Genomic DNA, 24,680 nt, shown 5'->3' on the forward strand with positions numbered 1-24,680 from the left:
GATACACGTACAAACTTTAAATTTGGATTTGCCAACAGTTTAAAAGAGTTTGGGACAAGAAGATTTCAATTTTTAAAAATCTTAATTATCAAGCCCTTCTAATCTATAATTAAATGCGAAAAGCGAATAAAGCAGAATTCTGATTACCAGAAAACTAGTTTTGTTCGCTTTTTATATTTGAGGTCGGACTTTTGTCCCAGCCTCTTTTTTTGATGGGGGTGTTTAAATCTTATTATTAGAAAATAGCAGATAAAATAATGCTTTCTATAGTTTAAATGTAACTTTCTATAGCCAATTTATGCTTGTTTTGTAATATACATTGAATGAATGATTCATTTATCTATATTATTAGACTAAAAAGAAAAGTTTAGAATTCTATTGCTAGGATAGTTACAGTATAGCTAGGAAATACTAAAGGAAACTGAGAAGGAGCTTAAAGAAATATATTACACATAATGAAACATACCACTTCGTCATGCTACCTCAGCAGCATGAATCCTTTCTGTTATCAGATATTAGTTTATCCATTATACAGTAAAGAAGCATCTACATTAAAATTATAAGTATGAACTTTTAAGTTCATAAAATATCTAAATACTTGTCAATTTTTGTAGAAGATATTGTTTGACTCAAAAAAAGATACTCGACTCCTTTTTTTGAATTCCCTGCACTGTAGTTTAATACATATGGAAAATATTCGAAATTTGAATACATATTCTTAATCTTATCATGAAAATCATAAGTAAGGATCCATTTGTGATTACTCATGTATTTATCAATTGTATCTCGTAATTCTAAATGATCTATATATTCATAAAAATTTGTATACAATTGCTTTCCCTTAACAAAATATGGAGGATCAAAAAAAGTGAGCGAACGCTTTGTACGTCTAATATTGTTTTTAATAAACTCAATAGCATCTAAATTATACAAACGAATTTTATTTCTATTGTTAGCAATCAACTCAATCTTATTTACCAGCACTTCTATATTATACCGGCAATTCATTTTATAATTTCCCGTTTGATTTCTACCACCTATAGGACCTGCCTGAATAATCCCTGAACGATTTGTCCTATTTAGATAAAATGTGGAAAAACCTAGTGTCAGTAAGTCAGCATTTTCTTTCTTTTTTTGAATAGCTTGCTGCTTATCCCATTCCTCAATTGTAAATTCTGCTTCTTTTACTTTTTTGATAAATGCTTCAGTATTATGTAAAATGGAGTACCACATTGCATATATGGATCTATCAAAATCATTTAACATTATTTTTTTTACGTCATTATTAAATAATAACTTTAGCGCTACTGCAGCACCTCCACAAAATGGTTCTATATAGGTATCTATATCATTGCTCTTTACCAGATATTTAACATATTGATAAGTTTTATTTTTCCCTCCAGGATAGCGTAACGGGCTAAAGTTATCCATTATTTACTCCTTCTGATAGTCTATCAAAAACGACAGAGAAATATTTTTGATACTTACTGCATGTTGTTTTAATATCAATAGAACTTATAGTGGCTCCGTAATCATGAATTAAACCATTTAATGTCTCTATATCATTTGTGTTTTTTAATGCCTTTACTTCCTCTTTATTTAATAATCCTTTATCAGATAAATGTCCTTTAACTGTGGTAATGAAGAAGGATAAATTATCAGCAGGCTTCTTGATTGAGAATAAGTCTATATAAGCCTTAGCAGTATATTCCATTAATGCACGAAGCAAAAATGCAAGTATGATATACTCGTCGTCATTATGTGATAAAGAGTTATATTTTTGTAGATTTCTTATTACTCCACAAATCTTAAAATACTTGGGATTAGCAGATAACTTTGATAAAGATTCATCATACCATTGTTGGTTAAACAAAAATCGATAATCTTCTTGATGAGCATCAATCTCTATATTTAAAAATATTTGAAAATGTTTAGTCTCCCCAGCGTAATTGACAGCAATATCATATTTTCCATTTTCAGAAATAGAGTCTATCACATTATTTTTTATCACAATATTTCGATGTGTACAGCTAATCGAAATTCTAGAGTATTCTGAACTTTGTTTCGATACCTTATTTCCCTCATTGTCCACTAAATCAATATCATTAACTAAATCATAATTTCGCTGTTTTATGGCAACTGATTTCTGGGGAACAAAAAATTTATATTTTGTTTCTTGTTTTTGTGTGTCATTATTTTTCGTGTTATTCTCACGCGTATCATTGACTGGTAAGTTAGATGTCCCTTTATTATCTATCACACTATCTTCAGTAGTTTTTGTATCATTACTTATTGGATTATTTTTTGACGATTCTTCCTTAAAGACTTTGTTTTTTTCAAATTCTTTATATTCTGTGATTTTTCCAGCTAAACCTGGGATCACTTTATCATTTTTGACAATTTCATTCCATTGTCCTTGTACGCTAAATACCCGTGTATCTAATTTTTTATCAACCCAGACTGCTTTACCTAACAACCCTAATATTTCATAATAAACTTTTCTATTTTTCGCTACAAGTTGAAAATCATCATTAAACTCAAGATCTAACTCTTTAATCAATGGTCTTAAAACCCTTGAAACAAGAACATCTGTATCCAAATGTGCTAATTCTTTTAAATCAGGTTTATAGTTTTTTGTTACATTATAAACGGAAGTTAAATAATTTAGTTGTTGTATAGCATTTCGTATCGCAACTTTTCCTTCTGGAGTGATATTTTTAATTTTATCTAAAGCTTTATCACTTGATAAGCCCTTTTTCCTATATTGGGTATAAAGATTGTGGTAAAATACCCTTTTATCAGTAGCACTCCAAGTTTTAATTCCATCAACATGTTTTGCACTAATTTTAAAAAGCGCTTCGTCTCTAGTATCTTCTTTTACCACATCGCAACTAACTTCAAAATCCTTTAAGCTCGGCTTTAATTGTTCAAGCTTTTTTCTTTCTGAACTTGTCAAGAGAGATATGTATTGGAATAAAAGCTTCAGTGAAGCAATTCTCCTGTTCCCCTCTAAAACAGTATAACTAATTTTTCCGGCATTTTCACGTTTTAAAACAATAATACGCTCACCTATTGTATTATATCCGTTTTCTAAAATTTGAAATGCAAGTTCTTTGATTTGTTCAAAATCAATCAAATATTTAATTATTTCTTCTTCACTATTAAAATCAAACATTGAAAATCTAGGATTATTATAATCCAAATCAACCTCCAAAGGATTTAAAACTACGGTATCAAACATAGGTATTCCTTTCGTATCTGTTCAAGTATATTTGATATTATACCATAAAAACACGGCTTCTACACCGTGTTCTGTGGTTATTTAGCCAATTTCTCCATCTCCTCAATCCGCGCTACAGTCGCATCATACTTAGCTTGGTAGTCGGCTTGTTTTTGTCGTTCTTTGGCGACGACTTCTGGTTTGGCGTTGGCGACGAATTTTTCATTGCCAAGTTTGCGTGCAACTATATCCAACTCTTTTTGCCATTTTGCCAGTTCTTTGTTGAGGCGGGCTAATTCTTCTTCGACATTGAGCAAATCAGCGAGAGGCAGATAGATTTCGGCTCCGGTAATGATGCTGGACATGACTAGTTCTGGCACAGCAAGATCCGCCGCGATTTCCAAATGCTCTGGATTGGTAAAACGCTTGATGTAGTTGACATTGGCATTGAAGAAACTTTCCAATTCTTTATCGCTGGTTTTCACCAGGATGGTGATTGGTTTGCTTGGAGCAACATTCACCTCGCTACGTGCGTTACGGACAGCACGAATCAGGTCTTTCAGGCTTTCAACACCTTTATGCGCAGCTTCATTTTCAAAGGCTGAATTAACAGTTGGGTAGGCTGCTGTTACAATTGAATCTTCAGAAATTTGTTCAAAGATTTCTTCCGTCACAAATGGCATGATCGGGTGAAGCAAACGAAGAACCTTATCAAGCGTGTAAAGAAGAACTGAACGGGTGATAACTTTTTCATCCTCGTTATCGCTGTAAAGCACTTCTTTGGTCAATTCAACGTACCAATCCGCAAATTCATCCCAGATGAAATTGTAAAGGATGTGACCTGCCACACCGAATTCAAATTTATCAAAGTTTTCAGTAACTTTAGCAATCGTTTCATTGAGATTGTGAAGAATCCAGCGGTCAGTTACGTTACCAGCCATACCAGCAACAACTTTGTCAACATTTACGCTCGCATGGTCAAGTGTCAGACCTTCATTATTCATGAGGATATAGCGGGAAATATTCCAGATTTTGTTAATGAAGTTCCAGCTGGCGTCCATCTTTTCGTAAGAAAAACGAACGTCTTGACCTGGGGCAGAACCGTTTGATAAGAACCAACGAAGCGCGTCCGCACCATATTTTTCAATAACATCCATTGGGTCAATACCGTTACCGAGTGATTTAGACATTTTACGTCCTTGTTCGTCACGGATAAGACCGTGGATAAGTACGTTTTCAAATGGACGACGTCCTGTGAATTCCAGTGATTGGAAAATCATGCGTGATACCCAGAAGAAGATGATATCGTAACCAGTTACCAGTGTAGATGTTGGGAAGTAACGTTTGAAGTCTTCTGAGTCTGTGTCAGGCCAACCCATTGTGGAGAATGGCCATAGGGCTGAACTGAACCAAGTGTCAAGCACATCTTCATCTTGAGTCCATCCGTCACCTTCTGGAGCTTCTTCACCAACGTATATGTCACCTTCAGCATTGTACCATGCTGGGATTTGATGCCCCCACCAGAGCTGACGAGAGATAACCCAGTCGTGAACATTTTCCATCCATTGAAGGAAAGTATCGTTGAAACGTGGTGGGTAGAATTTCACTTCGTCATCTGTGTCTTGATTGGCAATAGCATTTTTAGCTAATTGATCCATTCTAACGAACCATTGTGTTGACAAACGTGGTTCAACCATAACACCCGTACGTTCTGAATGACCAACAGAGTGTGTCATTTTTTCAATATTAACAAGCGCACCAATTTCTTCCAATTTTTTAACAACGGCTTTGCGAGCTTCAAAGCGATCCATGCCAGCAAATTCACCAGCAAGTTCGTTCATCGTACCGTCATCATTCATAACATTAACTTGAGGAAGATTGTGACGTTGACCAACAAGGAAGTCGTTAGGGTCATGGGCTGGAGTGATTTTAACCACACCAGTACCAAATTCTGGGTCAGCGTGTTCATCACCAACGATTGGAATAGCTTTGTTAACGATTGGCAAGATAACATTTTGTCCAATCAGATCTTTGTAGCGAGGATCTTCTGGATTGACAGCGACAGCCGTATCTCCAAACATGGTTTCGGGTCGGGTTGTTGCTACTTCAAGGGCGCGTGAGCCGTCTTCTAACATGTAGTTCATATGGTAGAAAGCACCTTCCACGTCCTTATGGATAACTTCAATATCAGAAAGGGCTGTACGAGCTTTTGGATCCCAGTTGATGATAAATTCACCACGATAAATCCAGCCTTTTTTGTAAAGTTCTACGAAAACTTTACGAACCGCTTTTGACAAACCTTCATCAAGGGTGAAACGTTCACGTGAGTAGTCAACAGAGATACCCATTTTACCCCATTGTTGTTTGATTGTTGATGCGTATTCATCTTTCCATTCCCAGACTTTATCAAGAAATTTTTCACGACCAAGGTCGTAACGTGAGATACCATCTTCAGCAAGACGTGCTTCAACTTTTGCCTGTGTTGCAATCCCCGCATGGTCCATACCAGGAAGCCATAAAGTATCAAAACCTTGCATACGTTTTTGACGGATAATAATATCTTGCAAAGTAGTATCCCAAGCGTGACCAAGGTGCAATTTCCCCGTCACATTTGGTGGTGGAATAACGATAGAATACGGATGAGCTTTCTTATCGCCAGAAGGCTTGAAAACATCCTCATCTAACCATTTTTGATAACGCCCAGCCTCAACTTCGGCTGGATTGTATTTTGGTGAAAGTTCTTTTGACATGATGTGTCCTTTCTAAATAATCTAATTAAAATATCTATTTGAAGTCTCTATATATGTTCTTCGTATTAAATATATCATTACTTTACTGAGTACATAAGCAATAGCCATTGAACATAGCAACATAATAAATGAAACAAAAATACCTAATGTAAAATTTGAAGATGTCCCCCGATCTAATACAGAAATAAGAAAGAGTTTTAAAGAATTGATTTGTTCCATTTGATTTTTTTTTAATATTTGCTTTGTAAATATAGAAGACACTATATTAAACACAAGTAATGTATTAAAACTCATCATTTGAAGCCAATAAATATGTTTCTTCATAACAGATGTAGGAGTTTTTAAATATCCTCTGGGGATTATGCTATTCACTTCCCCAATAAAAATTGGCAATAATATCGGTAAAAACCATGTTAAAATTCCAATTAAGTCACTTTCAATTTGATCTAAAAGAACTAAAAAGATTGATACCAAACCAATTAATACCCAATTCAATATCACCTCTTTTTTGTCATCTCCTCCTCTGTCAATACCTTCATATACATACATCCAAAAGTAAATATTTAATGACATATATATTAAAAAGACTAATATTGTACTAAATTGTAATGTATCTAGTTGAAAAAATAAGGTAGCATACAAACATATAGATATAAACGAAGCAAAATATGATTTTAGATACAAATTCCAAAATACTTTTCCAAATTGTTTACGAATTCCGTTTTGTTTTTTATAGAACCAAACAGATAGACATCCTCTAAAAGCAGGTATCAGTACGAACAATACTATTAAAGTTAAAATTATAATAATCAACTCAAGATCATCCTGAGGTATAGACAATTTGTTTAAAAAGCTATTTATAACATCTGTTTTACACTTTATAATAAATTTTAAAAGAAAATAAAAGCCAATAAAAAACGCATCAAATGAATTAAGAACTACAAATGCATCTCTACTTTTTTGAACATATTTTTTAAAACTTATAAATATATGTTCAAATACTATAGCATAAATTATGGGTAACAATGGCTGTAACAAAATAATTAATCTATATTTCAAAAGTAATAGCACTCCAGCTGATGCTCCTAAAATAATCCAATAGATAATTTGAAGTTTATTATCTATTTGCATCCTTCTTAATCTAAATCCATATAAACCCAGTAGTATTCCTAAAATAATCTCAACAATATATATAGGAGCAACTGGTAAAATACTATTTGGAAGTAAAGTTATCGGAAAAAGCAAAATAGCTAATAGTAACAAAGAAACTACAGATATAACAGGTAGTAACGCCAACAGATACAAAAATAATCTTTTCATTTTTCCTCCCACTCATTCCCCAGCAATCCATATCGCAATAAATCACAGCGTTTACCTTGTGCATCTTTGCGATCACGGACGCGAGATTCGAGGGTGAAGCCAAGTTTTTCAGCAATACGCTGGCTTGCTTTGTTGTATCCATAGCATTCAATTTCGATTTTGTAAAGATTGAGTAGGGTGAATCCAACTTCCAACAGCGCACGCGCAGCTTCTGTCACGATCCCTTGCCCCCAATAATCTGGGTGAAGCAAATAGCCCATTTCAAGAACATCATCAGCATGGCGATTATTAAAATCAATCGAGCCAATGACTTTATTTGTCCCTTTTAAGCAGATACCATAACCAGACGGTATTTTTTGCTCAATCCAGCGTTTGGGCATAATGTTTTCGAGATAATTTTCCTCTTCTTCCACGCTTTCCGCAGGTGGAAAACCAGCTGGCCAAGTCACTTCTGGTAAACTGGCATAGGCAAAAATATCCTCAGCATCTGAGACTAGACGTTGGCGCAAATACAGCCGTTCTGTCTCAATATCAGGAAGTTTATTGTCTTCAATTTGACCTAAAATATTTATCATAATCTCTCCCCGTTCCGATTATAAAAATTCGCCCCTGCCATACCCATGACAGGGACGAATGTGTTATCCGCGGTACCACCCAATTTCGGGCAATTGCCCGCAACTCTCATCTTTAAAATATAAAGACACTTTTATTTCATTTTCATCCATCAGCAACCAGTTTTGACATTTGTGCGGATTTCTCAGCAACACCGCTTTCTGTGACAAATGGGATTCAAAACACCTCTAATGCATTTAGTTTAACATGTTTTCTAGAGAAAATCAATAATTTCTCTGTCCAAAAAGTCCGTCTGGTAGGTCATGAAACCCCTTACCCTCTTGATAATTGGCAAATTTCCCCAATAGAAACTGATAGGCATCTAGGCGGCTCTCATAACGAATCGCAGCTTCTTTAGCGCGTTCATCTTTATCTTCCTCATAAACTTTCTGACTTTCTTCAAGAGCCATTTCGTTGATAGTCACCTGAGTTTTGACCCAAGCTTCAAAATCCTTTAAAAATTCCTGTTCGTACGTCATCATATACCTTCTAATCTACTCCTCGGTAGAAATCTTCTTCAATATCACGGAAAGGTTGAATATCTTGGACATATTCCAGCACCCCTTGAAACTCTCCTGCTTTATCTCGCACTGCTGCATACGTCACATGGACAAATTTGCCTCGCGACTCAGATTTGAACCACATAACAAACTTGTCTCGCTTACCTTCGCGCAATTCCTTAAAAATAAAGCGAACTTTCTCCAAAAACTTAGGCGGGTGGCACAGCTCGACATTGCGCCCCACTTGACTCGGCGTCCGTTTAAAAATCATCTCATCAGCTGGCACACTGTCATTGTAGTACTGGAAAATATCCTCCTTATTGACAAAGGTAATCTCCATCGGCAGATGATTCAAGATTAGATTTGCCTCTTCCACTGACAAATAGCCATATCCAAAAGACTGTTGGGTCTGTCGATCAAAATTGTTTTCTGCCTTTTTCTTTTTTGGCTTAAAAGAAATGGTGACCTGCCCATCAGGTGTCTCAATGATCTGCTGAATAGTACCGTCTGACACAAGCTCATCACTAGCTGCCGCTTCGTTTCCAGTCTTCTCAGCAGTTTCTTTTTCTGCCTCCGTGAATGATTGACGAGCTGGCATCCATTTCTCAGCCGGCTTGATAATCGCATAGCCGTAAGCATCACTTTCTTCTGCAATTTTCAGCCAATCGTCCTGTGTGAAGGATTCCAGCAAAATCATAAGCAAGATGGATTCTTCCTTGAAAATCATCGCTTCAAACTCAGCCGCAAAATTTTCAAATGTTGCTCGAGCTTGCTCGATACCTAGGTTAGACAAATCTTCAGCAGCGGTCTTTGCTTCCTGAAAAAGCTCTCGAATCTGGTCGTCCACACCCCACATGACTTTGGGCGGTGAGTCATGACCGTATTTCTCCATAATCGGAAACATCAGCTCTTCCTTGCGCTGATAATGAATGTCAAATTGACCGACCAAGCCCAGCTGGCGCATCAGTCCCTTTTCCAACTCTGTCTTCATTTCTGCATCATCTGTTTGAGCATAGGTATCAAGGAGGCGCCGAATCCGCAACAGAGCAGCTCTAAGAGCTAGATTTTCCTGCTTAAAAATTTGAACTGGATGCCCTGGATGATCTGTGTCAGCCACTTCTACATTTTTCACCGCTCCCTTAAAAAGATTCGCATGAACATTGCAAAGCGACATAACATCCTCAAAGGTTACACCCGTATCCGAGTTCATCAGTTCGTGCTCCATAAGACTGATCTCAATAGCCGAAACGCCTGTAAAATGCTTGTTAAACTGCTCTTGAACCTCTTCTGCTGTTGCACCATGATGCAAATCCAGCAAAATAGATTTCAAAATTTCAATTCGTTCATCTGCCATTAGTCTAGCCCCACAACTTCATAGCCATTTGCTTCCAATGTCATGACAATTTTATTCATAGGGGTTCCCTCTAACTTAGAGCCTTGCTTTAATGACACCTTGCGACCAACCGTATTGCGCATGATTGGATTGGCAAGCGGTTTAAAACCAAGCTCCACCAAAATTTCTAATACTTCTGGGTGCTTGTCAACTACTTCTGCCACAGGAATGGAGACATCAATGATATTGTCCATTTCTCACCTCATGATTCATTTTCTATCATTATAACATAAAAAATTAGTTACTCTCTAAGTAAAAGCAAAACTCTCTTTATCTTTAGTTGATTCCATTTTTCTGAATTAAGTATCTATAACTATTTTTAATATAGTATAAGTATTTGTTATAATAAAATGATTTTGTATTTTTCACAAGTAAAATAATTGATAACCCCTCTTTTCAAAGCAAAATATTTCACAAATAAAAGAAAGATTATTAAATCACGGATTTGAAAACGTTTTTATAATCGTGATATAATAATTTCAAAACAGAACTAAGGAGATAGTATGTCTATTACAACTTTACTAAACATCAAATATCCAATTTTTCAAGGTGCTATGGCGCAAATTTCTCACTATCAGTTGGCTGCTGCTGTTTCAGAAGCGGGTGGCTTGGGGATTATTGCTTCAGGTGGTATGACTGGCGACCAATTGCGCGAAGAAATTCGTGAATTGCGTAAACTCACAGACAAACCATTCGCTGTTAATGTGATGCTGATGCTGAAAAATGTCGAAGAGCTTGTGAATGTTATCATCGAAGAAAAAGTTCCTGTTGTGACAACTGGTGCTGGCACCCCTAAATTTATTCTGCCTGCTCTCAAAGAAGCAGGTATCAAGGTTATTCCGGTCATTGCCAGCGTGAAACATGCTAAAAAAATGCAAGAATTAGGTGTTGACGCTGTTATCGCTGAAGGATCTGAAGCGGGTGGTCATATCGGTAGCACCAATACCATGGCTTTGCTACCACAGATTGTTGATGCGGTTGATATTCCTGTGATTGGTGCAGGTGGTATTGCAGACGGTCGCGGGCTTGCTGCTGCTTTCGTTTTAGGCGCACAAGGAGTTCAACTCGGCACGGTATTTCTCGCGTCAGAAGAATGCCCAATCGCTGAAAGTTATAAAGAAGCCGTTCTCAAGGCAAATGATACAGATACAGCTGTCACAGGTAGGAGGGCGGGTGCCCCCGTTCGTTGTATTCGAAACGAAATGACAGATCATTATATAGAACTTGAAAATAAAGGTACCAGCCGTGAGGAACTGGAAGAGATTACTATTGGAGCTCTCTCAAAAGCTGTATATGACGGAGATACCAAAAGCGGCTCCATGATGTGCGGTCAAATTGCTGGTATGATAAAAGAAATCCGACCATGCAAAGAAATCATTGAAACAATTGTCTCAGATGCACAAAAAGTATTGGAAAATACAGAGATTTCCTTGTAAAATAAAAAAACTTGTAGAGATTGTTTTCTACAAGTTTTTCTATTGCTGAAGTAGTTAAAAATATTTGCGTTTCATTTTATTGCTCAACTTCTGTCGCCTATTTGTCATCTGCTTCAAACTAGACTCACTCATGAACAAGTCATTCTATCCCATTTACCAAACGCTATAAAATATCAATAGTATTGCTAAAGGATACCTTCTTTGCAATTTTTACATCCTGATCCTTTGAACTTTCGTTGTTAGGAGGTGCCTTGTACATTATTCTAACATACAGTAAAAGTGTTTCATATCATTTTCTGTCATTTTCAGTACGTTCCTGTCCCCACCAGTAAGGCATGAGTTCTCCCAAAGTAATCGTTTCTCGTTTTTCAAAATCCAACATAAACTCTAAATGACGACTCTCAGGATTCAACTCCATTAAAAATTCTCTACACGCCCCACAAGGCATACCAGAACCTCCGCCATAAGGCGGTTTATCGCGAAAAGCCAATACTCGTTTCATTTTTGTCTGTCCAGAATACTGATACATATTAAAAGCTGCTGCCCTTTCAGCACAGAGATGAAAGACACTACATTTATTATACCAACTTCGTTGATTTTATCTGCAACCTCCAACAGTCCTCAAGCTGTTGGAGCAAAGCAAAAGCCGATATAAATCTTTCCGTCCTCTGCTTCAATAGCTGCTACAACATGATTAGCGTACACAAAGGGCGATACCTCATGCAGATCATAGAACTCCTTGGCTTCTTCATGCATTTTTCCCAAATATTCATTCTAATCCTCTTTCCTTATCAATTTCACTACAGCCTCGGTCCTGGCTGTGTGTGGAAACATATCCACAGATTGAATATAATGAACATCGTAGACCTTGCTCAATTGCACCAAATCTCTAGCTAGAGTAGAGACATTACAGGAGACATAAACCATTTTCTTCGGTGCATAGCGAACAATCGTTTCAAGCAGTTTTTCATCCAAACCAGTCCGTGGTGGATCCACAATCAAGGCATCTGCTCGATAGCCTTCCTTGTACCAGCGAGGAATAATACTTTCAGCAGTCCCAGCCTCATAATAAGCATTGTCAAACCCCATCTTCTTGGCATTTCGCTTAGCATCCTCAATAGCTTCTGGTATAATATCCATGCCACGAAGAGATTTCACTTTTTTAGCAAAAGCAAAGCCAATCGTTCCCACGCCACAATAAGCATCAATCAGACAATCCTCTGAATCGACATCCAGAGCCTTAACTGCTTCACTGTAAAGCACCTCTGTTTGCTCTGGATTGAGCTGGTAAAAAGCCCTAGGCGATAAGGAAAACTCGTAATCCAAAACACCTTCCTGAATGGTCTCTTTCCCCCAGATAATCTCCGTCCTGTCTCCATAGATTTCGCTTGATTTTGTCGTATGGTAATTGACCGCTACTGTTTCCAACTCTGGAAATTCTGCTGACAAATCACGAATGACTGGAGAAAAGTCCAACTTCTTTCCCGTGACAAAAATCATCTGCACCTGACCTGTTTTCCGAGCTCGGCGAATCATAACCGTCCGAACGCCGGCATTTTTTCGCTCATCATAAATAGGAAAATTGTACTTCCCCAAAAGGAGAGCCACTTTATTGATGATTTTCTGCGTTACCTTATCCTGAACCAAACAGTTTTTCAAAGAAATCAGATAATGAGAATTCTGCGCATAAAGACCCGCTTTTACATCTCCCTTAAATTTCCGTGTTTGAAACTGCAACTTCGCTCGATAATATTGAGGTTCTTGCATACCAATCGTTGGACGAATCTCGTAGTTTTCATAACCTTGAGGTGCAAATTTTTTCAAAGCCTGCCGCAGCAGATCTGTCTTAAATTCTAACTGTTTGTCATAATGCAAGTGCATAATCTGGCAGCCCCCGCATTTTTCATAAATCTCACAAGGAGGCTCTACTCGATACTTAGAGCGTTTGTTAATCGTCAACAGTTTTGCTTCGACAAAATTACGCTTAACCGTCGTGATTTGACAAAAAATATCCTCACCTTTTAAAGCACCTGGTACAAAGACCAATGTCTTTTTATAAAATCCAATCCCTTCCCCGTTGATTCCCATTTTTTTGATTTTCAAGGGGATTTTTTGTTTTACTTTCAGATTCATAAGCCTATCTTACCATATTTTGAGGTATAATAGAATCATGAAAATTACAAAAATTGAAAAGAAAAAGCGGCTTTATCTCTTAGAGCTGGATGAGACGGAAAAACTGTATATCACCGAAGATACCATTGTTCATTTTATGTTATCAAAAGGCATGAACATTACTGAGCAAGAGCTGAAAGAAATCCAAGAATATGCTCAATTTTCTTATGGAAAAAATCTGGCATTGTATCATCTTTCTTTCAAGCAGCGTACTGTAAAGGAAGTCAATGATTATTTGCGCAAGCACGACATGGAAGAGGAAACGATTGTTCACGTTATTGACAACTTAAAAAAAGACAACTGGCTAGATGATGCCAAATATGCTCATGCTGTTATCAATGCTAACCTCTTGTCTGGAGACAAAGGTGCATATGCACTCAAGCAAAAGTTAATACAAAAAGGAATTGCTGCTTCTATCATTGATGATGAATTACATCAACATGATTTTACAAATCTAGCAGAAACAGTTGCTCAAAAATTACTCAAAAAATATCAAGGGAAGCTTCCAGAAAAAGCGCTTCACGATAAAATCTTACAACAGCTCATCAATAAAGGCTTTTCCTATGAAGAAGCAAAAATAGCTTACCAAAGCCTTACCATAGAAGACGATGACGAAAAACAACAAGAATTGCTTTACAAAGAATTAGACAAACAATACCGCAAGTATTCTAAAAAATACGACGGCTATGATTTAAAGCAACGCCTTACTAAAGCACTCGCACGCAAAGGCTTTGATTTTTCTGATATCGCGAGCGCTCTCAAAGAATATCTATAAAAAATGTAAGGTTTATTTATGTTTTTTCATGAAAATATGTTACAATAAAAGCGATAACCTGATAAATTGTAGAAAGTTGGTAGATTATGAAGCTTCCAAAAGAAGGCGACTTTATTACAATTCAAAGTTATAAGCATAATGGAAGTCTGCACCGCACTTGGCGCGACACCATGGTACTAAAAACAACTGAAAACGCCATTATTGGTGTCAACGACCATACCTTGGTCACAGAAAGTGATGGGCGGCGTTGGGTGACACGTGAGCCAGCTATTGTCTATTTCCATAAAAAATATTGGTTTAACATTATCGCTATGATTCGCGAAAATGGGATTTCTTACTATTGCAATCTAGCCAGCCCCTATTATCTTGATGCAGAAGCATTAAAATACATAGATTATGATTTAGACGTCAAAGTCTTCACCAATGGTGAAAAGCGATTGCTGGATGTAGATGAATACGAGCGCCACAAACGGCAGATGAGCTACTCCAATGATTTAGATTACATTCTCAAAGAAAATGTAAAAATCTTAGTAGACTGGATTAATAATGAGCGTGGACCTTTTTCACAGGCCTATGTCAATATTTGGTACAAACGTTATGTAGAGCTAAAGAATCGCTAAAGTTGTCAAGGGACCTCTGGTCCTTTTTGATTTTCAAAGAACAATTTCTTGCAATTCAAGCTTATTTTATGTATCATATAGAAAATACTTTGATGAATGAGCACAGAAAGGAAGAAACAATGGCTTTTACAAATACACGTGGACGTTATGCCAGCTTTGGCGTTGTAACAAGTTTGCCAGATGACATTATTGATTCTTTCTGGTACATCATTGATAATTTTTTAAAAGGTGTGTTTGAATTAGATGAACTTCTTCGATTCGAACTCATCAACCATCAAGGAAAATTAACATTTCGATTTTCCGAGGCAAGTCTGTCAACTACTGTCTCTTTTGATTTTAATGACGCTTTCGATCCATTTTTTCCACGAGAAATCTTTGTGACTGACAATAATGGCAAAGAAACCATCATGCTGCCAGATGAATATGCTTTAATGTGATAGTGGTTTGAACAAAGAATACAGAATTGATATCCACCTGAAAATGTATGAGAATAAATAACCCCCTCAATAAGATACAATGCTCTCTTATTGAGGGGGTCTTTTATATGAAAATATCACAATTCTTGTCATTTGGTTTCCTCTTTTGATTGATTCAGAAAATCCATTGCTTCCTTGGTCCAAGTCGGCAAATTTTTAGCGAGCGGTGCAAAACCAATCTTGTAACGGTCATTTGAAAAGCGATGGCGTTTAGGCAAATGATGCTTCTCTTCTTCCAGAGTTCTCATTGACAAACTAGCCTTACCCGAAAATTCATCATAGTCCATCACTTGCACCAAGACCTGATCGTCAACATGCAGAATTTCGTGGATATTTTCGATATAGCCTGTCCGAATTTCTGAGATATGAATCAATCCCATGTCACCCGTTTCTAGTTCCACAAAAGCACCATAAGGCTGAATACCGGTAATTCGGCCTTTTAGTTTTTCACCAATTTTCATTTTAATCCTCAACTTTAATGGTTTCAATCACAACATCTTCCAGTGGTTTATCCATTGCACCAGTTTCAACTGCCGCAATCTTATCTAACACTTGATAAGAAGCCTCGTCTAGCAATTGACCAAACACAGTATGCCGGCGATCCAAATGCGGCGTTCCACCATTGCTTGCATAGATCTCAGCAATTTGTGTCGGCCAACCACCACGTTCCAATTCCTTTTGTGCATAAGGAATCTTGCTATTTTGCACGATGAAAAATTGACTGCCATTTGTGTTCGGACCAGCATTGGCCATCGAAAGTGCACCACGGATATTGTACAGTTCCGGAGAAAATTCATCCTCAAACTTTTCTCCATAAATAGATTCGCCACCCATACCCGTACCAGTTGGATCACCACCTTGAATCATGAAATCCTTGATAATCCGGTGGAAAATCACGCCATCATAGTAGCCATCTTTTGATAAAGCGATAAAATTAGCCACTGTCTTCGGTGCCTGTTCTGGAAATAATTGAAATTTCAAATCACCGTGGTTGGTTTTAATAGTCGCTTTCGGTCCTTCTGCTGTTTCCATCGTTACTTGTGGAAAATGTAATTCTTTTTCTATCATTCCTAATTCCTCCAAAGCATAAAAAATACCATCTTCTTCTACTTTTTTTGTCACAAAGTCAGCCTTTGCTTTGATCTTTTCATGGGAAATGCCCATAGCAATACTGATACCTGCATAATCAAACAATTCTAAATCATTGAGTTCATCTCCAAAAACCATCACATTCTCAGGCTTCAACCCTAGATGCTCCACAACTGTCGCAACTCCAGATGCTTTTGAACCATTTGTTAGAACTACATCTGATGAATGCGGATGCCAGCGAACCAATCGTAGATGTTCTTCTAACTCTTTAGGCAATTGCAAGCTATCTCCAACATCTTCAAATGTCCACATTTGATAAATGTTGTGATCTTGATAAAAATCCGGCTGAATAGGTAAATTAGGATAAACAATATCAATGGCTTCATCAATAAGCGGTGTTCGCGTCGAAAGCGCTGCCTCATGACTACCAACGAGGCCAAAGTCAATCCCAACTTCCTTCGTCCACGCAATGTATGCCTCCACCATTTCCTTGGGAATGGCATGCTGGACAACTACATTTCCTCTTTTATCCTCTACATAGGAACCATTCAAAGTGACAAAGAAATCCGGCTGCAATGCTTTCAGCTCTGGCACTACACCAAAAATCCCTCTCCCTGAAGCAATTCCTGTCAAAATTCTTTTTTCTTTTAGCTGTTTAAACACCGTTTTGATAGAGTCCGGAATATAGCCAGTATCTTTCACTCGCAACGTATCATCAATATCGAAAAAGACGATTTTGATTTTCTTGGCTTTATACTTTAATTTTGCGTCCATAATCTCCCTCTAGCAATTATTCTGTTTTCTATTATACCACTAAATGTCATCTTGTGGGACAAGGTGATGTTGGAAAGCATAAACAACAGCTTGTGTACGGTCACTCACCTCTAGCTTTGATAAGATATTGGACACATGTGTTTTCACTGTCTTTAAAGAAATAAATAATTCATCTGCTATGCGTTGATTTTCATAACCTTTTGCCAGTAGTCCTAAAATATCTCGCTCACGCGCAGTCAAATCTTCGTGCAATTCAATATGATTTCGATGATATTCTACTTTTTGGCTGACCTCTGTTTCAATAGCAAGTTCACCCTTGGCTACTTTTCGGACCGCTCGTAAAATATCATCAGCACTAGAAGTTTTTAGCATATATCCTTTAGCACCCGCATCTAAAACTGGATAAATTTTTTCATTATCCAAATAAGAAGTCAAAATGAGAATTTTAGCTTCAGGCCATTCTTTTAAAATGGCAAGCGTCGCTTCAATCCCATTCATTTCAGGCATGACAATGTCCATCATAATCACATCTGGGTGCAACTCCAAAGCTTTTTCAACTCCTTCGCGACCATTTGAAGCTTCTGCCACTACATCCACATCGTCTTGTAAATCCAAATAACCTTTCAAGCCAAGTCTTACCATTTCATGGTCATCTACTAATAAAATCTGCATCCTAAGCTCCTTTCAATAATGGCACACGAATGTCAATTGCCACTCCCTGCTTCAGAGCGGTTAAAATCTGCATTGTTCCTGCCATGTCATTTACTCTTTCTTCCATATTTTTCAAACCATAGCTCAATTCATCAGATGAGGTATGCTCAAAGCCAATCCCATCATCTGTCATTTTCAACTGCAATTCATTCCGAGTTTGATACAAATAAACATCTAAATGATTCGCATTGGCGTGACGGAGCGTATTACTGATAATTTCCTGAGCAATTCTAAAAATATGCTCCTCAATCTGTTTCGGTAATTTTTGAACATCATGGTGAAAACTCACCTCAATATCGCTTTTATCTGATAGCTCTTTCAAGATGAGGTTCAGCCCTTCAACTAAGCTCTTCCCCTCCAACTCTGTCGGTCTCAAATGTAGAAGCAAGATACGCAAATCCCTTTGGGCAGTATTTAAAATTCCTGATACGCCTGTCAATTGTTTTGATAAGCTATCCGTATCTAAGTTCTCCACTTGACCTGTCACACCTGACAAAATCATATTAGCAGCAAAAAGCTCTTGACTGACCGTATCATGTAAGTCACGCGCAATTCGCTTGCGTTCTTTCTCAATAATCGTCTCCTCATTTTGCAGGGCACGGTTCTCTGACTTTTGCAGATTTTCTGTCAAATGAGTCAATTTCTCTGAAACCTGCCGAAAAGAGGCATCAATTTCAGGCTGATGAATCTCTTGTAATTCTCGACCTTCTAAAACATTTTTTAGGTTTGTTTGAATGGCCGACAAAGTGACCATTTGAATCACTTTAACACCTAAAATCATCAGCATCGTCAGAGATAAAGTCAGCACAATTACAAAGAAACTGAACTTTTCCAACCGCTCTACATTACTAAAAATCAGTTGCCAGTCAAAATTAAATAGACTAAAAATATAATGAATAATGATTCCTAAAATGAGTAGGGAATAAAAGCTAATCAAAAGATAGTAGACTTTTTTCATTTGCGAACCACCTCAACATTCCCTACAAACGTTGACAGGACAATTTTGACGCTTTTATGTGCTCGCTTGAAGTCCGGTGTCGTTAGGCTGATACTTTCATTTCGCAATTCATAGACAGGTTGATCTAAAAACTGCAATTCACCATATAGATTATTCACTTTCAGGCTGACTGCCACATCAACTGGCACAATGATTTTTGTGTTACCGAAAAATTTACGAAAAATAATCACATTGTCATGGTTTGTGATAATGACTTGTTCCAAATGAATCGTATCTTTCCCCATGAGACGGAAAAGATTGATGTCATCAAATCGACAGGTATCCGATGAACCAAAATGATGAAGATTTCCCAACCATTGATTTTTTTCACGTTTTTGTTCTACTGCATCATCAAAGATGAGAGTTGTCACTCCATTTTCTTTATAAATATAAGGATAAGCCACAATCATGCCATAAATGACCGCAAAGAGCAAGGCAGCAATAACATAAGGATTGAGCATGATAATGAAAAAAAGCAGTATGGTAGAGGTTACTAGCAGAAAATTTCCTCTTTGTTTTCCAAAATAATAATAGAGCAATAGCAAGAAGAGCACCAAAAAAAGAATAACACGCGAAAAATGACCAGACAAAATGGTCACTAATGCAAATGTCAGTAGAATAGATTCAACAAAGATAAAAAATTGGATCTTTCTCATAGCCTCGATACCTTTCTTACTCTATTGTATCAAAAACTTACAAAAATTCCTCCAGCTAAGGTATGAAAAGAAGGTAGTGAACTGAAAGAAAATATTTTCAAGTTCTAGTTTGTAGTCCTAGAAGTTAACATTTTTAATTACAATATACTGGATAAACTTGATTGAGCAGAAGCAATGTTTACCAATGATGTAAAACGAGTGCAAAAAAAGAGGGAGGGAAAATCGATTTAACAAAACTACGATTTTATCCTCTCTCTTTTTTAATTACTTGCACTAGCACTTGTGTCTGGTGTTTTTGAGCTGCTTCCATCATTACCACTAGTTGACGAACTACTAGAGGATGGGCTAGTTTTATCTGAGCTACTATCAGATTGTGAACTACTTTCAGATGTTGAAGAATCTTCGGTTTTTGGCTCATATACATATAAGACAATGCGATCACTCTTCAAATTCAAAGACTGACCAGCTTCTGGGTTTTGTCTGATAATCGTATTTGCCTGTGTACCCGCTGGAGCTGTTGTAACCGTACGTTTTTCAATATTCGCACCTTGAATACCAATCACTTCCGTCAAATTATTATGAGCAAATTCATAGGTTGAGCCGATATAGCTTGGCATCGTGACACTTGAAACGGACTTCGCTACTTTTAACGTAATACGTGTCTTTGAAGTCAAATCATAAGTGCTGCCTGCTGCTGGTGTTTGATCAACAACTGTTCCTGCCGCATACTCACTACTTTCAACTTCTTCTATTTTAATCAAGCCTTTTGAAACCTTGTATTTTTGTACCAGATTGTTGATAGCATCTGCTCTTTTCTGACCTTTATAATCTTCCATAATAAAAGTTTTAGTCCCTTTTGAGACAATCAGATCCACCGTACTGCCCTCACGACGTTGCGTTCCCGCTTCTGGATTGGTGCGAATAACTGAATCTTTTTTAACAGAATCACTGTATTCGTCTTTTTCCTTGCCAACTTTCAAACCTGCAGTTTCGATTGCAGAACGTGCTTGGGCAATAGTTTTTCCAGTAACATCTGGGATTTTTACATTTGACGGACTCAAATAGACTAAAGCCACCAGAGCTACGATGACTAAAACCACCGCTGATAACAAAACTTTATAGCGCGTTCTTAAACGGCGCTTCTTTTTTGCTTTTGGCGTAGGCGTAGGCGTACTACTGACTACTTCTTTTGTAGGAGCAGGTGTTGACTTCGTCGCAGAAGTCAAGGTATTTTGTGATACTTTCGGCAGTGTCTTTGTGTCTGCTTTAGCAGTGTCATCAAAAACTAGCTTTTTCTCATTTCGACGGTCAGCAGATAAACAGCTTGATAAATCCACATACATTTCTGCAACTGACTGATAACGATCCGTCAATTTTTTTGCCGTTGCCTTGATGACTACATTTTCCAATGCTTGTGGAACGTTTGGATTTTCAGCAATAATGGACGGTAGGGGCTTTTGGAAATGTTGTAGGGCAATCGTAACAGCACTATCTCCATCATAAGGGATGTGTCCTGTCAGCATTTCATAGAAAATAATCCCCATGGCATAAATATCGCTCTGAACGGTCGCTTTTGAACCACGCGCTTGTTCTGGTGATAGATAATGTACAGACCCCAACATAGAGTTGGTTTGCGTTAAACTCGTTTCTGCAAAAGCTACTGCAATTCCAAAGTCCGTTACTTTTGCATCGCCATCTGGAGTTAAAAGGACATTTTGTGGCTTCAAATCACGATGAACAATTCCATGCGTATGCGCCAAACGCATCGCCAAAAGAATTTGTCCCATAATCCGAACCGCTTCTTCATTAGATAAAGGAGCATGCTCTTTAATATAGCGTTTTAAGTCAAGCCCAGCCACATACTCCATTGCTAGATATTGCTGACCTTCTTCTTCTCCAATATCGGTAATCCGGACAATATGAGGATGATCCAAGTCTGCCATCGCTCGCGCCTCTCTTTGAAAGCGCGCCACAGCAATCGGATCCGTCTGGTAATTCGTTCTTAGAACCTTAACTGCGACTTCTTCCCCGTCTAAAATCAAATCTTTGGCCAAGTAAACATCTGCCATGCCACCTCGCCCAATTTGTTTGATGATTCTATATCGCCCGGCAAATATCTTGCCGACTTGAATCATTCTGCATCCTCCTTATGATAATGAATCAGAGCAACTGTAATATTGTCCAAACCGCCTGCATTATTTGCAAAGCGAATCAAGGTTTCCGCTTTTTCTGAAAGAGCAATATCACTTGTCATAATATCATAAATTTCACTTTCTGAAATCATATTGGACAAACCATCGCTATTCAAAATAATGTAATCATCATCTTCTAAGCTAATCATGCCAACATCAGGCTGCACTTCGCCTCTTTGACCGATTGATTGCGTGATGATGTTGCGTTGTGGGTGACGTTCTGCTTCCTCAGGCGTAATTTGTCCTGCTTTGAGCAATTCATTCACCAAAGAATGATCGCTTGTCAACTGCTTATAACTGTCACCACGCACCAAACCAATACGAGAATCCCCTACATGAGCATAAATTGCTTGATTGCCAATAATTGCTAAGGCTTCAAGCGTCGTTCCCATGCCTTTATATTCTTCATCTTGACCAAATTGGTGAACTTTTTGATTTTCTGTTTCGAGATGTTCTGCGAACCACTCACGGACACCATTAATAGAATCAATTTGAGTATCCACCCAAGCAGCACCGAGGTCTGTTACTGCCATTTCACTAGCAATATTACCGGCACGGTGACCTCCCATACCATCTGCTAAAAGAACCATTGTCATACCAGCACGATTAACAAATTGATTGGCATAATCTTGATTATTTGTACGCTTCTGACCAACATCTGTTAATAATGAAATTTCCATACTGTCAGTTTCCTCCTTTAGGATATTCGTTTGAATTGACTGATGAAAAATCCGTCACTTCCATACAATTCTGGCGTAATTAAAATACAGCCATCTTTTAGAATATCCTGTCTATTATGTTCTAGTTTTACCTGTTTAAAATCTGGATGAGCTGCTAAAAACTGCTCAACAACTTGAAAATTTTCTTGCGAAACAATCGTACAGGTACTGTAAGTTATTATACCACCTTTTCGCAAGCTTTGACAAACACTATCCAGTATCTCAAGCTGAATTTTTTGCAACGAGGCAAAATCTGCATTTTCTTTATTGTATTTAATATCTGGTTTCCGTCGGATCAGGCCAATTCCTGAACATGGTGCATCGACTAAAATTTTATCAAAGGCATCTGCCCCAAAAGTTTCAAAAACCTTTCTCGCATCTAGCTTTTTCGTAATCACTTTATCTGCCACACCTAAGCGCTGTGCATTTTCTTTTATCAGAGCCAACTTATGCTCATAGAGATCTAATGCCGTGACCTGCCCTGTCGTTAAGTAAGAAGCAATGTGCATGGTTTTGCCACCCGGCGCACTGCATGCATCTAGCACTTTTTCATCGCCGCGCAATTCAAGACTTGGCGCAACCAATTGGCTAGACTCGTCTTGAATAGTAATAGCTCCTTCTTCAAACAAGGCATGCCCTGCAAAATGACCGTGGTTTTTCACCAGCGCACTCGGAGCTAATAGCGAATCTTCTGCCTGCAACACTTGTTTCAACTCTTCTTTACGGCTTAAATCCCCCACTCGAACACTGGCTTTATTCCGAAGAAATAAACTCTCAAAAATGGCTAGAGCTCGTTTTTCACCGTACTCTTCAATCAGCATTTTAACCAGCCAAACTGGCAGAGAATACTGAATAGAATAGCGTTTGTTTTTACGTTTAATACTGCCTATATCTGCCACACCGTCCCGCAATAATCCTCGCAGTACTGCATTGGCGAACTTTTCGCTTCCCTTTTTTCGCACCTTTGCCAACTCTACCGCTTCATTGACGACCGCATGCGCCGGAATTTTATCAAGATACAGTATCTGATACAAGCTCATCAGTAAGAGAAAATAAAGCCAAGAATCTAACTTATCTCGATCTTCAATAACATGAGACAAATACCATTCTAAAGTGATTTTACGTGCAACGGTACCATATACGATTTCTGTTACAAGTCCTTTGTCTGCAGAACTTAAAGGTACTTCTAGCAAAGCCTGGTTGAGAGCAATATTGGAATAAGCTCCTTCTGAAAAAACTGCTTCTAAAACTGCAAGAGCCGTTTGCCGCGCTGTTTTTGTTTTATTGACCAAAGAAATCACCTACTGATAATTGCCGTCCCAGACCATTCAGAAAATCAACGATAGTCATTTTGGGCTTTCCAGCTGGCTGTACTGTTTTCAGAGAAAGTGCACCCTCACCAGCTGCTACAATCAATTCTTTTTTCCCAATAGCAAGAATTTCTCCTGAATGACCAGCTCCTTCTACTGGAGTAGCTTCGTAAATTTTAAAACGGTCTCCATTTAAAAGCGTATGCGCGACTGGCCATGGATACATGCCTCGAATCTGATTAAAAATTTGTCGATTGGTCTTGGTCCAGTCAATTCTCTCCTCTTCTGGTGAAATATTTGGTGAAAAAGTAACTTGATTTTTGTCTTGCGGAACAGGCTTTATATCCCCAGACAAATAGCTCGGCAAAGTGTCCAGCAACAAATCGCGTCCTACAAGTGCTAACTTTTCAAACATCGTCCCAACATTGTCTGTTTCCTCAATAGGAATCGCTCGATGCGCAATCATATCCCCCGCATCCATCTCTTTAACCATTTCCATAATAGTCACACCGGCTTCTTTGTCACCGTTGATAATGGCGTAGTGAATGGGAGCTCCTCCGCGGTATTTGGGTAATAGAGAAGCATGCACATTAACGGCAAAACAAACTGAATCTAGCAATTTGCTTGGTAGAAATTGACCGAAAGCTGCTGTGACGATACCATCAGCGTTTAAATTCATCAAACTATCTAATTCAGCACTTTTAGACAATTTCTCTGGCTGATAGACGGGTAAGCCATAGTCTAAAGCCAGTTCTTTAACAGGCGTCATACGGATTTCTTTTTTGCGCCCTACTGCACGATCTGGCTGGGTTACAACTGCCAAAATCTCGTACTGCTTGCTTTCCAATAATCCTTTGAGCACTGTTGCAGAAAAATCTGGCGTTCCCATAAAAATAATGTTTGTCATGGTTTCCTCACATTCTTTTTTACTATTATATCAGAAGAAGTCGTGTATTTC

The 24,680-nt window shown here is 37.9% G+C and carries 22 protein-coding genes and 1 pseudogene; 4 read left to right on the plus strand and 19 right to left on the minus strand.

Annotated features, from left to right (window positions below; all coding sequences use genetic code 11):
• Nucleotides 1–579: 579 nt before the first annotated feature.
• The 8 genes from HMPREF3249_RS07380 to HMPREF3249_RS07415 form a co-directional block, all read right to left on the minus strand.
• Complete coding sequence (locus HMPREF3249_RS07380) at nt 580–1,431, minus strand: DNA adenine methylase (protein WP_059221073.1); 852 nt, start codon at nt 1,429–1,431, stop codon at nt 580–582.
• Nucleotides 1,424–3,241, minus strand: a complete 1,818-nt coding sequence (locus HMPREF3249_RS07385) for a hypothetical protein (RefSeq protein WP_059221075.1) — start codon at nt 3,239–3,241, stop codon at nt 1,424–1,426. The genes HMPREF3249_RS07380 and HMPREF3249_RS07385 overlap by 8 nt, the downstream gene beginning before the upstream one ends.
• Nucleotides 3,242–3,318: 77 nt before the next feature.
• Nucleotides 3,319–5,970: a valine--tRNA ligase gene (locus tag HMPREF3249_RS07390; RefSeq protein WP_059221077.1), complete on the minus strand. Its 2,652-nt coding sequence runs from the start codon at nt 5,968–5,970 to the stop codon at nt 3,319–3,321.
• A 21-nt stretch (nt 5,971–5,991) separates the two neighbouring features.
• Entirely contained in the window at nt 5,992–7,290 is a 1,299-nt protein-coding gene (locus tag HMPREF3249_RS07395; protein WP_059221079.1) for a hypothetical protein, read from the minus strand.
• The gene (locus HMPREF3249_RS07400; RefSeq protein WP_059221080.1) at nt 7,287–7,865 is read right to left on the minus strand and encodes a GNAT family N-acetyltransferase; all 579 of its coding nucleotides are present in this window, start codon (nt 7,863–7,865) and stop codon (nt 7,287–7,289) included. The genes HMPREF3249_RS07395 and HMPREF3249_RS07400 overlap by 4 nt, the downstream gene beginning before the upstream one ends.
• A gap of 261 nt (nt 7,866–8,126) precedes the next feature.
• On the minus strand, nt 8,127–8,381 hold the full coding sequence (locus HMPREF3249_RS07405) for a DUF1912 family protein (protein WP_022525301.1): 255 nt from the start codon (nt 8,379–8,381) through the stop codon (nt 8,127–8,129).
• Between the two features lie 10 nt (nt 8,382–8,391).
• Nucleotides 8,392–9,756, minus strand: a complete 1,365-nt coding sequence (locus HMPREF3249_RS07410; protein WP_059221082.1) for a DUF438 domain-containing protein — start codon at nt 9,754–9,756, stop codon at nt 8,392–8,394.
• Complete coding sequence (locus HMPREF3249_RS07415; RefSeq protein WP_003028395.1) at nt 9,756–9,989, minus strand: DUF1858 domain-containing protein; 234 nt, start codon at nt 9,987–9,989, stop codon at nt 9,756–9,758. The genes HMPREF3249_RS07410 and HMPREF3249_RS07415 overlap by 1 nt, the downstream gene beginning before the upstream one ends.
• Before the next feature lie 309 nt (nt 9,990–10,298).
• Between HMPREF3249_RS07415 and HMPREF3249_RS07420 the strand changes: the two genes are divergently transcribed.
• Nucleotides 10,299–11,231, plus strand: coding sequence for a nitronate monooxygenase (locus HMPREF3249_RS07420; RefSeq protein ID WP_059221085.1), 933 nt, complete (start codon nt 10,299–10,301; stop codon nt 11,229–11,231).
• A 289-nt stretch (nt 11,232–11,520) separates the two neighbouring features.
• On the opposite strand, the pseudogene HMPREF3249_RS07425 reads toward HMPREF3249_RS07420, so the two are convergent.
• Nucleotides 11,521–12,004 (minus strand): annotated as a pseudogene (locus tag HMPREF3249_RS07425) (cytidine deaminase).
• Between the two features lies 1 nt (nt 12,005).
• Nucleotides 12,006–13,364 carry a 23S rRNA (uracil(1939)-C(5))-methyltransferase RlmD gene (rlmD, locus tag HMPREF3249_RS07430; RefSeq protein WP_059221086.1) on the minus strand — a complete coding sequence of 453 codons (1,359 nt, stop codon included), beginning with the start codon at nt 13,362–13,364 and terminating at the stop codon, nt 12,006–12,008.
• Nucleotides 13,365–13,401: 37 nt separating this feature from the next.
• Between rlmD and recX the strand changes: the two genes are divergently transcribed.
• From recX to HMPREF3249_RS07445, 3 genes are all read left to right on the plus strand, one after another.
• Nucleotides 13,402–14,178, plus strand: coding sequence for a recombination regulator RecX (gene recX / locus HMPREF3249_RS07435; protein ID WP_049533512.1), 777 nt, complete (start codon nt 13,402–13,404; stop codon nt 14,176–14,178).
• An 86-nt stretch (nt 14,179–14,264) separates the two neighbouring features.
• Nucleotides 14,265–14,798, plus strand: coding sequence for a nucleoside tri-diphosphate phosphatase (locus HMPREF3249_RS07440; RefSeq protein WP_003028401.1), 534 nt, complete (start codon nt 14,265–14,267; stop codon nt 14,796–14,798).
• Nucleotides 14,799–14,917: 119 nt separating this feature from the next.
• The gene (locus HMPREF3249_RS07445; RefSeq protein WP_003043378.1) at nt 14,918–15,235 is read left to right on the plus strand and encodes a DUF960 domain-containing protein; all 318 of its coding nucleotides are present in this window, start codon (nt 14,918–14,920) and stop codon (nt 15,233–15,235) included.
• Nucleotides 15,236–15,363: 128 nt separating this feature from the next.
• Here the strand turns inward: HMPREF3249_RS07445 and HMPREF3249_RS07450 are convergent, their stop codons facing one another.
• The 9 genes from HMPREF3249_RS07450 to fmt form a co-directional block, all read right to left on the minus strand.
• Entirely contained in the window at nt 15,364–15,735 is a 372-nt protein-coding gene (locus tag HMPREF3249_RS07450; RefSeq protein ID WP_049533513.1) for a S1 RNA-binding domain-containing protein, read from the minus strand.
• Between the two features lies 1 nt (nt 15,736).
• Nucleotides 15,737–17,137 (minus strand): bifunctional Cof-type HAD-IIB family hydrolase/peptidylprolyl isomerase, encoded by a 1,401-nt coding sequence (locus HMPREF3249_RS07455; RefSeq protein ID WP_059221088.1) that lies wholly within the window; start codon nt 17,135–17,137, stop codon nt 15,737–15,739.
• A 39-nt stretch (nt 17,138–17,176) separates the two neighbouring features.
• Nucleotides 17,177–17,809 carry a response regulator transcription factor gene (locus HMPREF3249_RS07460; protein ID WP_003028406.1) on the minus strand — a complete coding sequence of 211 codons (633 nt, stop codon included), beginning with the start codon at nt 17,807–17,809 and terminating at the stop codon, nt 17,177–17,179.
• 1 nt (nt 17,810) lies between these two features.
• Nucleotides 17,811–18,806, minus strand: coding sequence for an envelope stress sensor histidine kinase LiaS (locus HMPREF3249_RS07465; RefSeq protein ID WP_059221090.1), 996 nt, complete (start codon nt 18,804–18,806; stop codon nt 17,811–17,813).
• Nucleotides 18,803–19,501 (minus strand): cell wall-active antibiotics response protein LiaF, encoded by a 699-nt coding sequence (gene liaF / locus HMPREF3249_RS07470; RefSeq protein WP_003028409.1) that lies wholly within the window; start codon nt 19,499–19,501, stop codon nt 18,803–18,805. The genes HMPREF3249_RS07465 and liaF overlap by 4 nt, the downstream gene beginning before the upstream one ends.
• 260 nt (nt 19,502–19,761) lie before the next feature.
• On the minus strand, nt 19,762–21,636 hold the full coding sequence (gene pknB, locus HMPREF3249_RS07475) for a Stk1 family PASTA domain-containing Ser/Thr kinase (RefSeq protein ID WP_059221091.1): 1,875 nt from the start codon (nt 21,634–21,636) through the stop codon (nt 19,762–19,764).
• Nucleotides 21,633–22,373: a Stp1/IreP family PP2C-type Ser/Thr phosphatase gene (locus HMPREF3249_RS07480; RefSeq protein WP_059221094.1), complete on the minus strand. Its 741-nt coding sequence runs from the start codon at nt 22,371–22,373 to the stop codon at nt 21,633–21,635. Before HMPREF3249_RS07480 ends, pknB begins: the two co-directional genes overlap by 4 nt.
• A gap of 17 nt (nt 22,374–22,390) precedes the next feature.
• On the minus strand, nt 22,391–23,704 hold the full coding sequence (gene rsmB, locus HMPREF3249_RS07485) for a 16S rRNA (cytosine(967)-C(5))-methyltransferase RsmB (RefSeq protein WP_059221096.1): 1,314 nt from the start codon (nt 23,702–23,704) through the stop codon (nt 22,391–22,393).
• On the minus strand, nt 23,694–24,629 hold the full coding sequence (gene fmt, locus HMPREF3249_RS07490; RefSeq protein WP_049533520.1) for a methionyl-tRNA formyltransferase: 936 nt from the start codon (nt 24,627–24,629) through the stop codon (nt 23,694–23,696). Before fmt ends, rsmB begins: the two co-directional genes overlap by 11 nt.
• Between the last annotated feature and the right edge of the window lie 51 nt (nt 24,630–24,680).

Origin of the sequence: Streptococcus sp. HMSC36C04 (assembly GCF_001839535.1) — a bacterium.
In the GTDB taxonomy this organism is placed as follows: Bacteria; Bacillota; Bacilli; order Lactobacillales; family Streptococcaceae; genus Streptococcus; species Streptococcus hominis.

What these genes read in the sequence shown, in the direction of transcription:
- pknB (WP_059221091.1), bottom strand. Translation starts at nt 21,636, where the DNA reads ATGATTCAAGTCGGCAAGATATTTGCCGGGCGATATAGAATCATCAAA.
- HMPREF3249_RS07400 (WP_059221080.1), bottom strand. Translation starts at nt 7,865, where the DNA reads ATGATAAATATTTTAGGTCAAATTGAAGACAATAAACTTCCTGATATT.
- HMPREF3249_RS07420 (WP_059221085.1), top strand. Translation starts at nt 10,299, where the DNA reads ATGTCTATTACAACTTTACTAAACATCAAATATCCAATTTTTCAAGGT.
- HMPREF3249_RS07380 (WP_059221073.1), bottom strand. Translation starts at nt 1,431, where the DNA reads ATGGATAACTTTAGCCCGTTACGCTATCCTGGAGGGAAAAATAAAACT.
- recX (WP_049533512.1), top strand. Translation starts at nt 13,402, where the DNA reads ATGAAAATTACAAAAATTGAAAAGAAAAAGCGGCTTTATCTCTTAGAG.
- HMPREF3249_RS07450 (WP_049533513.1), bottom strand. Translation starts at nt 15,735, where the DNA reads ATGAAAATTGGTGAAAAACTAAAAGGCCGAATTACCGGTATTCAGCCT.
- HMPREF3249_RS07410 (WP_059221082.1), bottom strand. Translation starts at nt 9,756, where the DNA reads ATGGCAGATGAACGAATTGAAATTTTGAAATCTATTTTGCTGGATTTG.
- HMPREF3249_RS07415 (WP_003028395.1), bottom strand. Translation starts at nt 9,989, where the DNA reads ATGGACAATATCATTGATGTCTCCATTCCTGTGGCAGAAGTAGTTGAC.
- HMPREF3249_RS07455 (WP_059221088.1), bottom strand. Translation starts at nt 17,137, where the DNA reads ATGGACGCAAAATTAAAGTATAAAGCCAAGAAAATCAAAATCGTCTTT.
- HMPREF3249_RS07405 (WP_022525301.1), bottom strand. Translation starts at nt 8,381, where the DNA reads ATGACGTACGAACAGGAATTTTTAAAGGATTTTGAAGCTTGGGTCAAA.
- fmt (WP_049533520.1), bottom strand. Translation starts at nt 24,629, where the DNA reads ATGACAAACATTATTTTTATGGGAACGCCAGATTTTTCTGCAACAGTG.
- HMPREF3249_RS07395 (WP_059221079.1), bottom strand. Translation starts at nt 7,290, where the DNA reads ATGAAAAGATTATTTTTGTATCTGTTGGCGTTACTACCTGTTATATCT.
- HMPREF3249_RS07440 (WP_003028401.1), top strand. Translation starts at nt 14,265, where the DNA reads ATGAAGCTTCCAAAAGAAGGCGACTTTATTACAATTCAAAGTTATAAG.
- HMPREF3249_RS07460 (WP_003028406.1), bottom strand. Translation starts at nt 17,809, where the DNA reads ATGCAGATTTTATTAGTAGATGACCATGAAATGGTAAGACTTGGCTTG.
- HMPREF3249_RS07445 (WP_003043378.1), top strand. Translation starts at nt 14,918, where the DNA reads ATGGCTTTTACAAATACACGTGGACGTTATGCCAGCTTTGGCGTTGTA.
- liaF (WP_003028409.1), bottom strand. Translation starts at nt 19,501, where the DNA reads ATGAGAAAGATCCAATTTTTTATCTTTGTTGAATCTATTCTACTGACA.
- HMPREF3249_RS07390 (WP_059221077.1), bottom strand. Translation starts at nt 5,970, where the DNA reads ATGTCAAAAGAACTTTCACCAAAATACAATCCAGCCGAAGTTGAGGCT.
- HMPREF3249_RS07385 (WP_059221075.1), bottom strand. Translation starts at nt 3,241, where the DNA reads ATGTTTGATACCGTAGTTTTAAATCCTTTGGAGGTTGATTTGGATTAT.
- HMPREF3249_RS07480 (WP_059221094.1), bottom strand. Translation starts at nt 22,373, where the DNA reads ATGGAAATTTCATTATTAACAGATGTTGGTCAGAAGCGTACAAATAAT.
- rlmD (WP_059221086.1), bottom strand. Translation starts at nt 13,364, where the DNA reads ATGAATCTGAAAGTAAAACAAAAAATCCCCTTGAAAATCAAAAAAATG.
- HMPREF3249_RS07465 (WP_059221090.1), bottom strand. Translation starts at nt 18,806, where the DNA reads ATGAAAAAAGTCTACTATCTTTTGATTAGCTTTTATTCCCTACTCATT.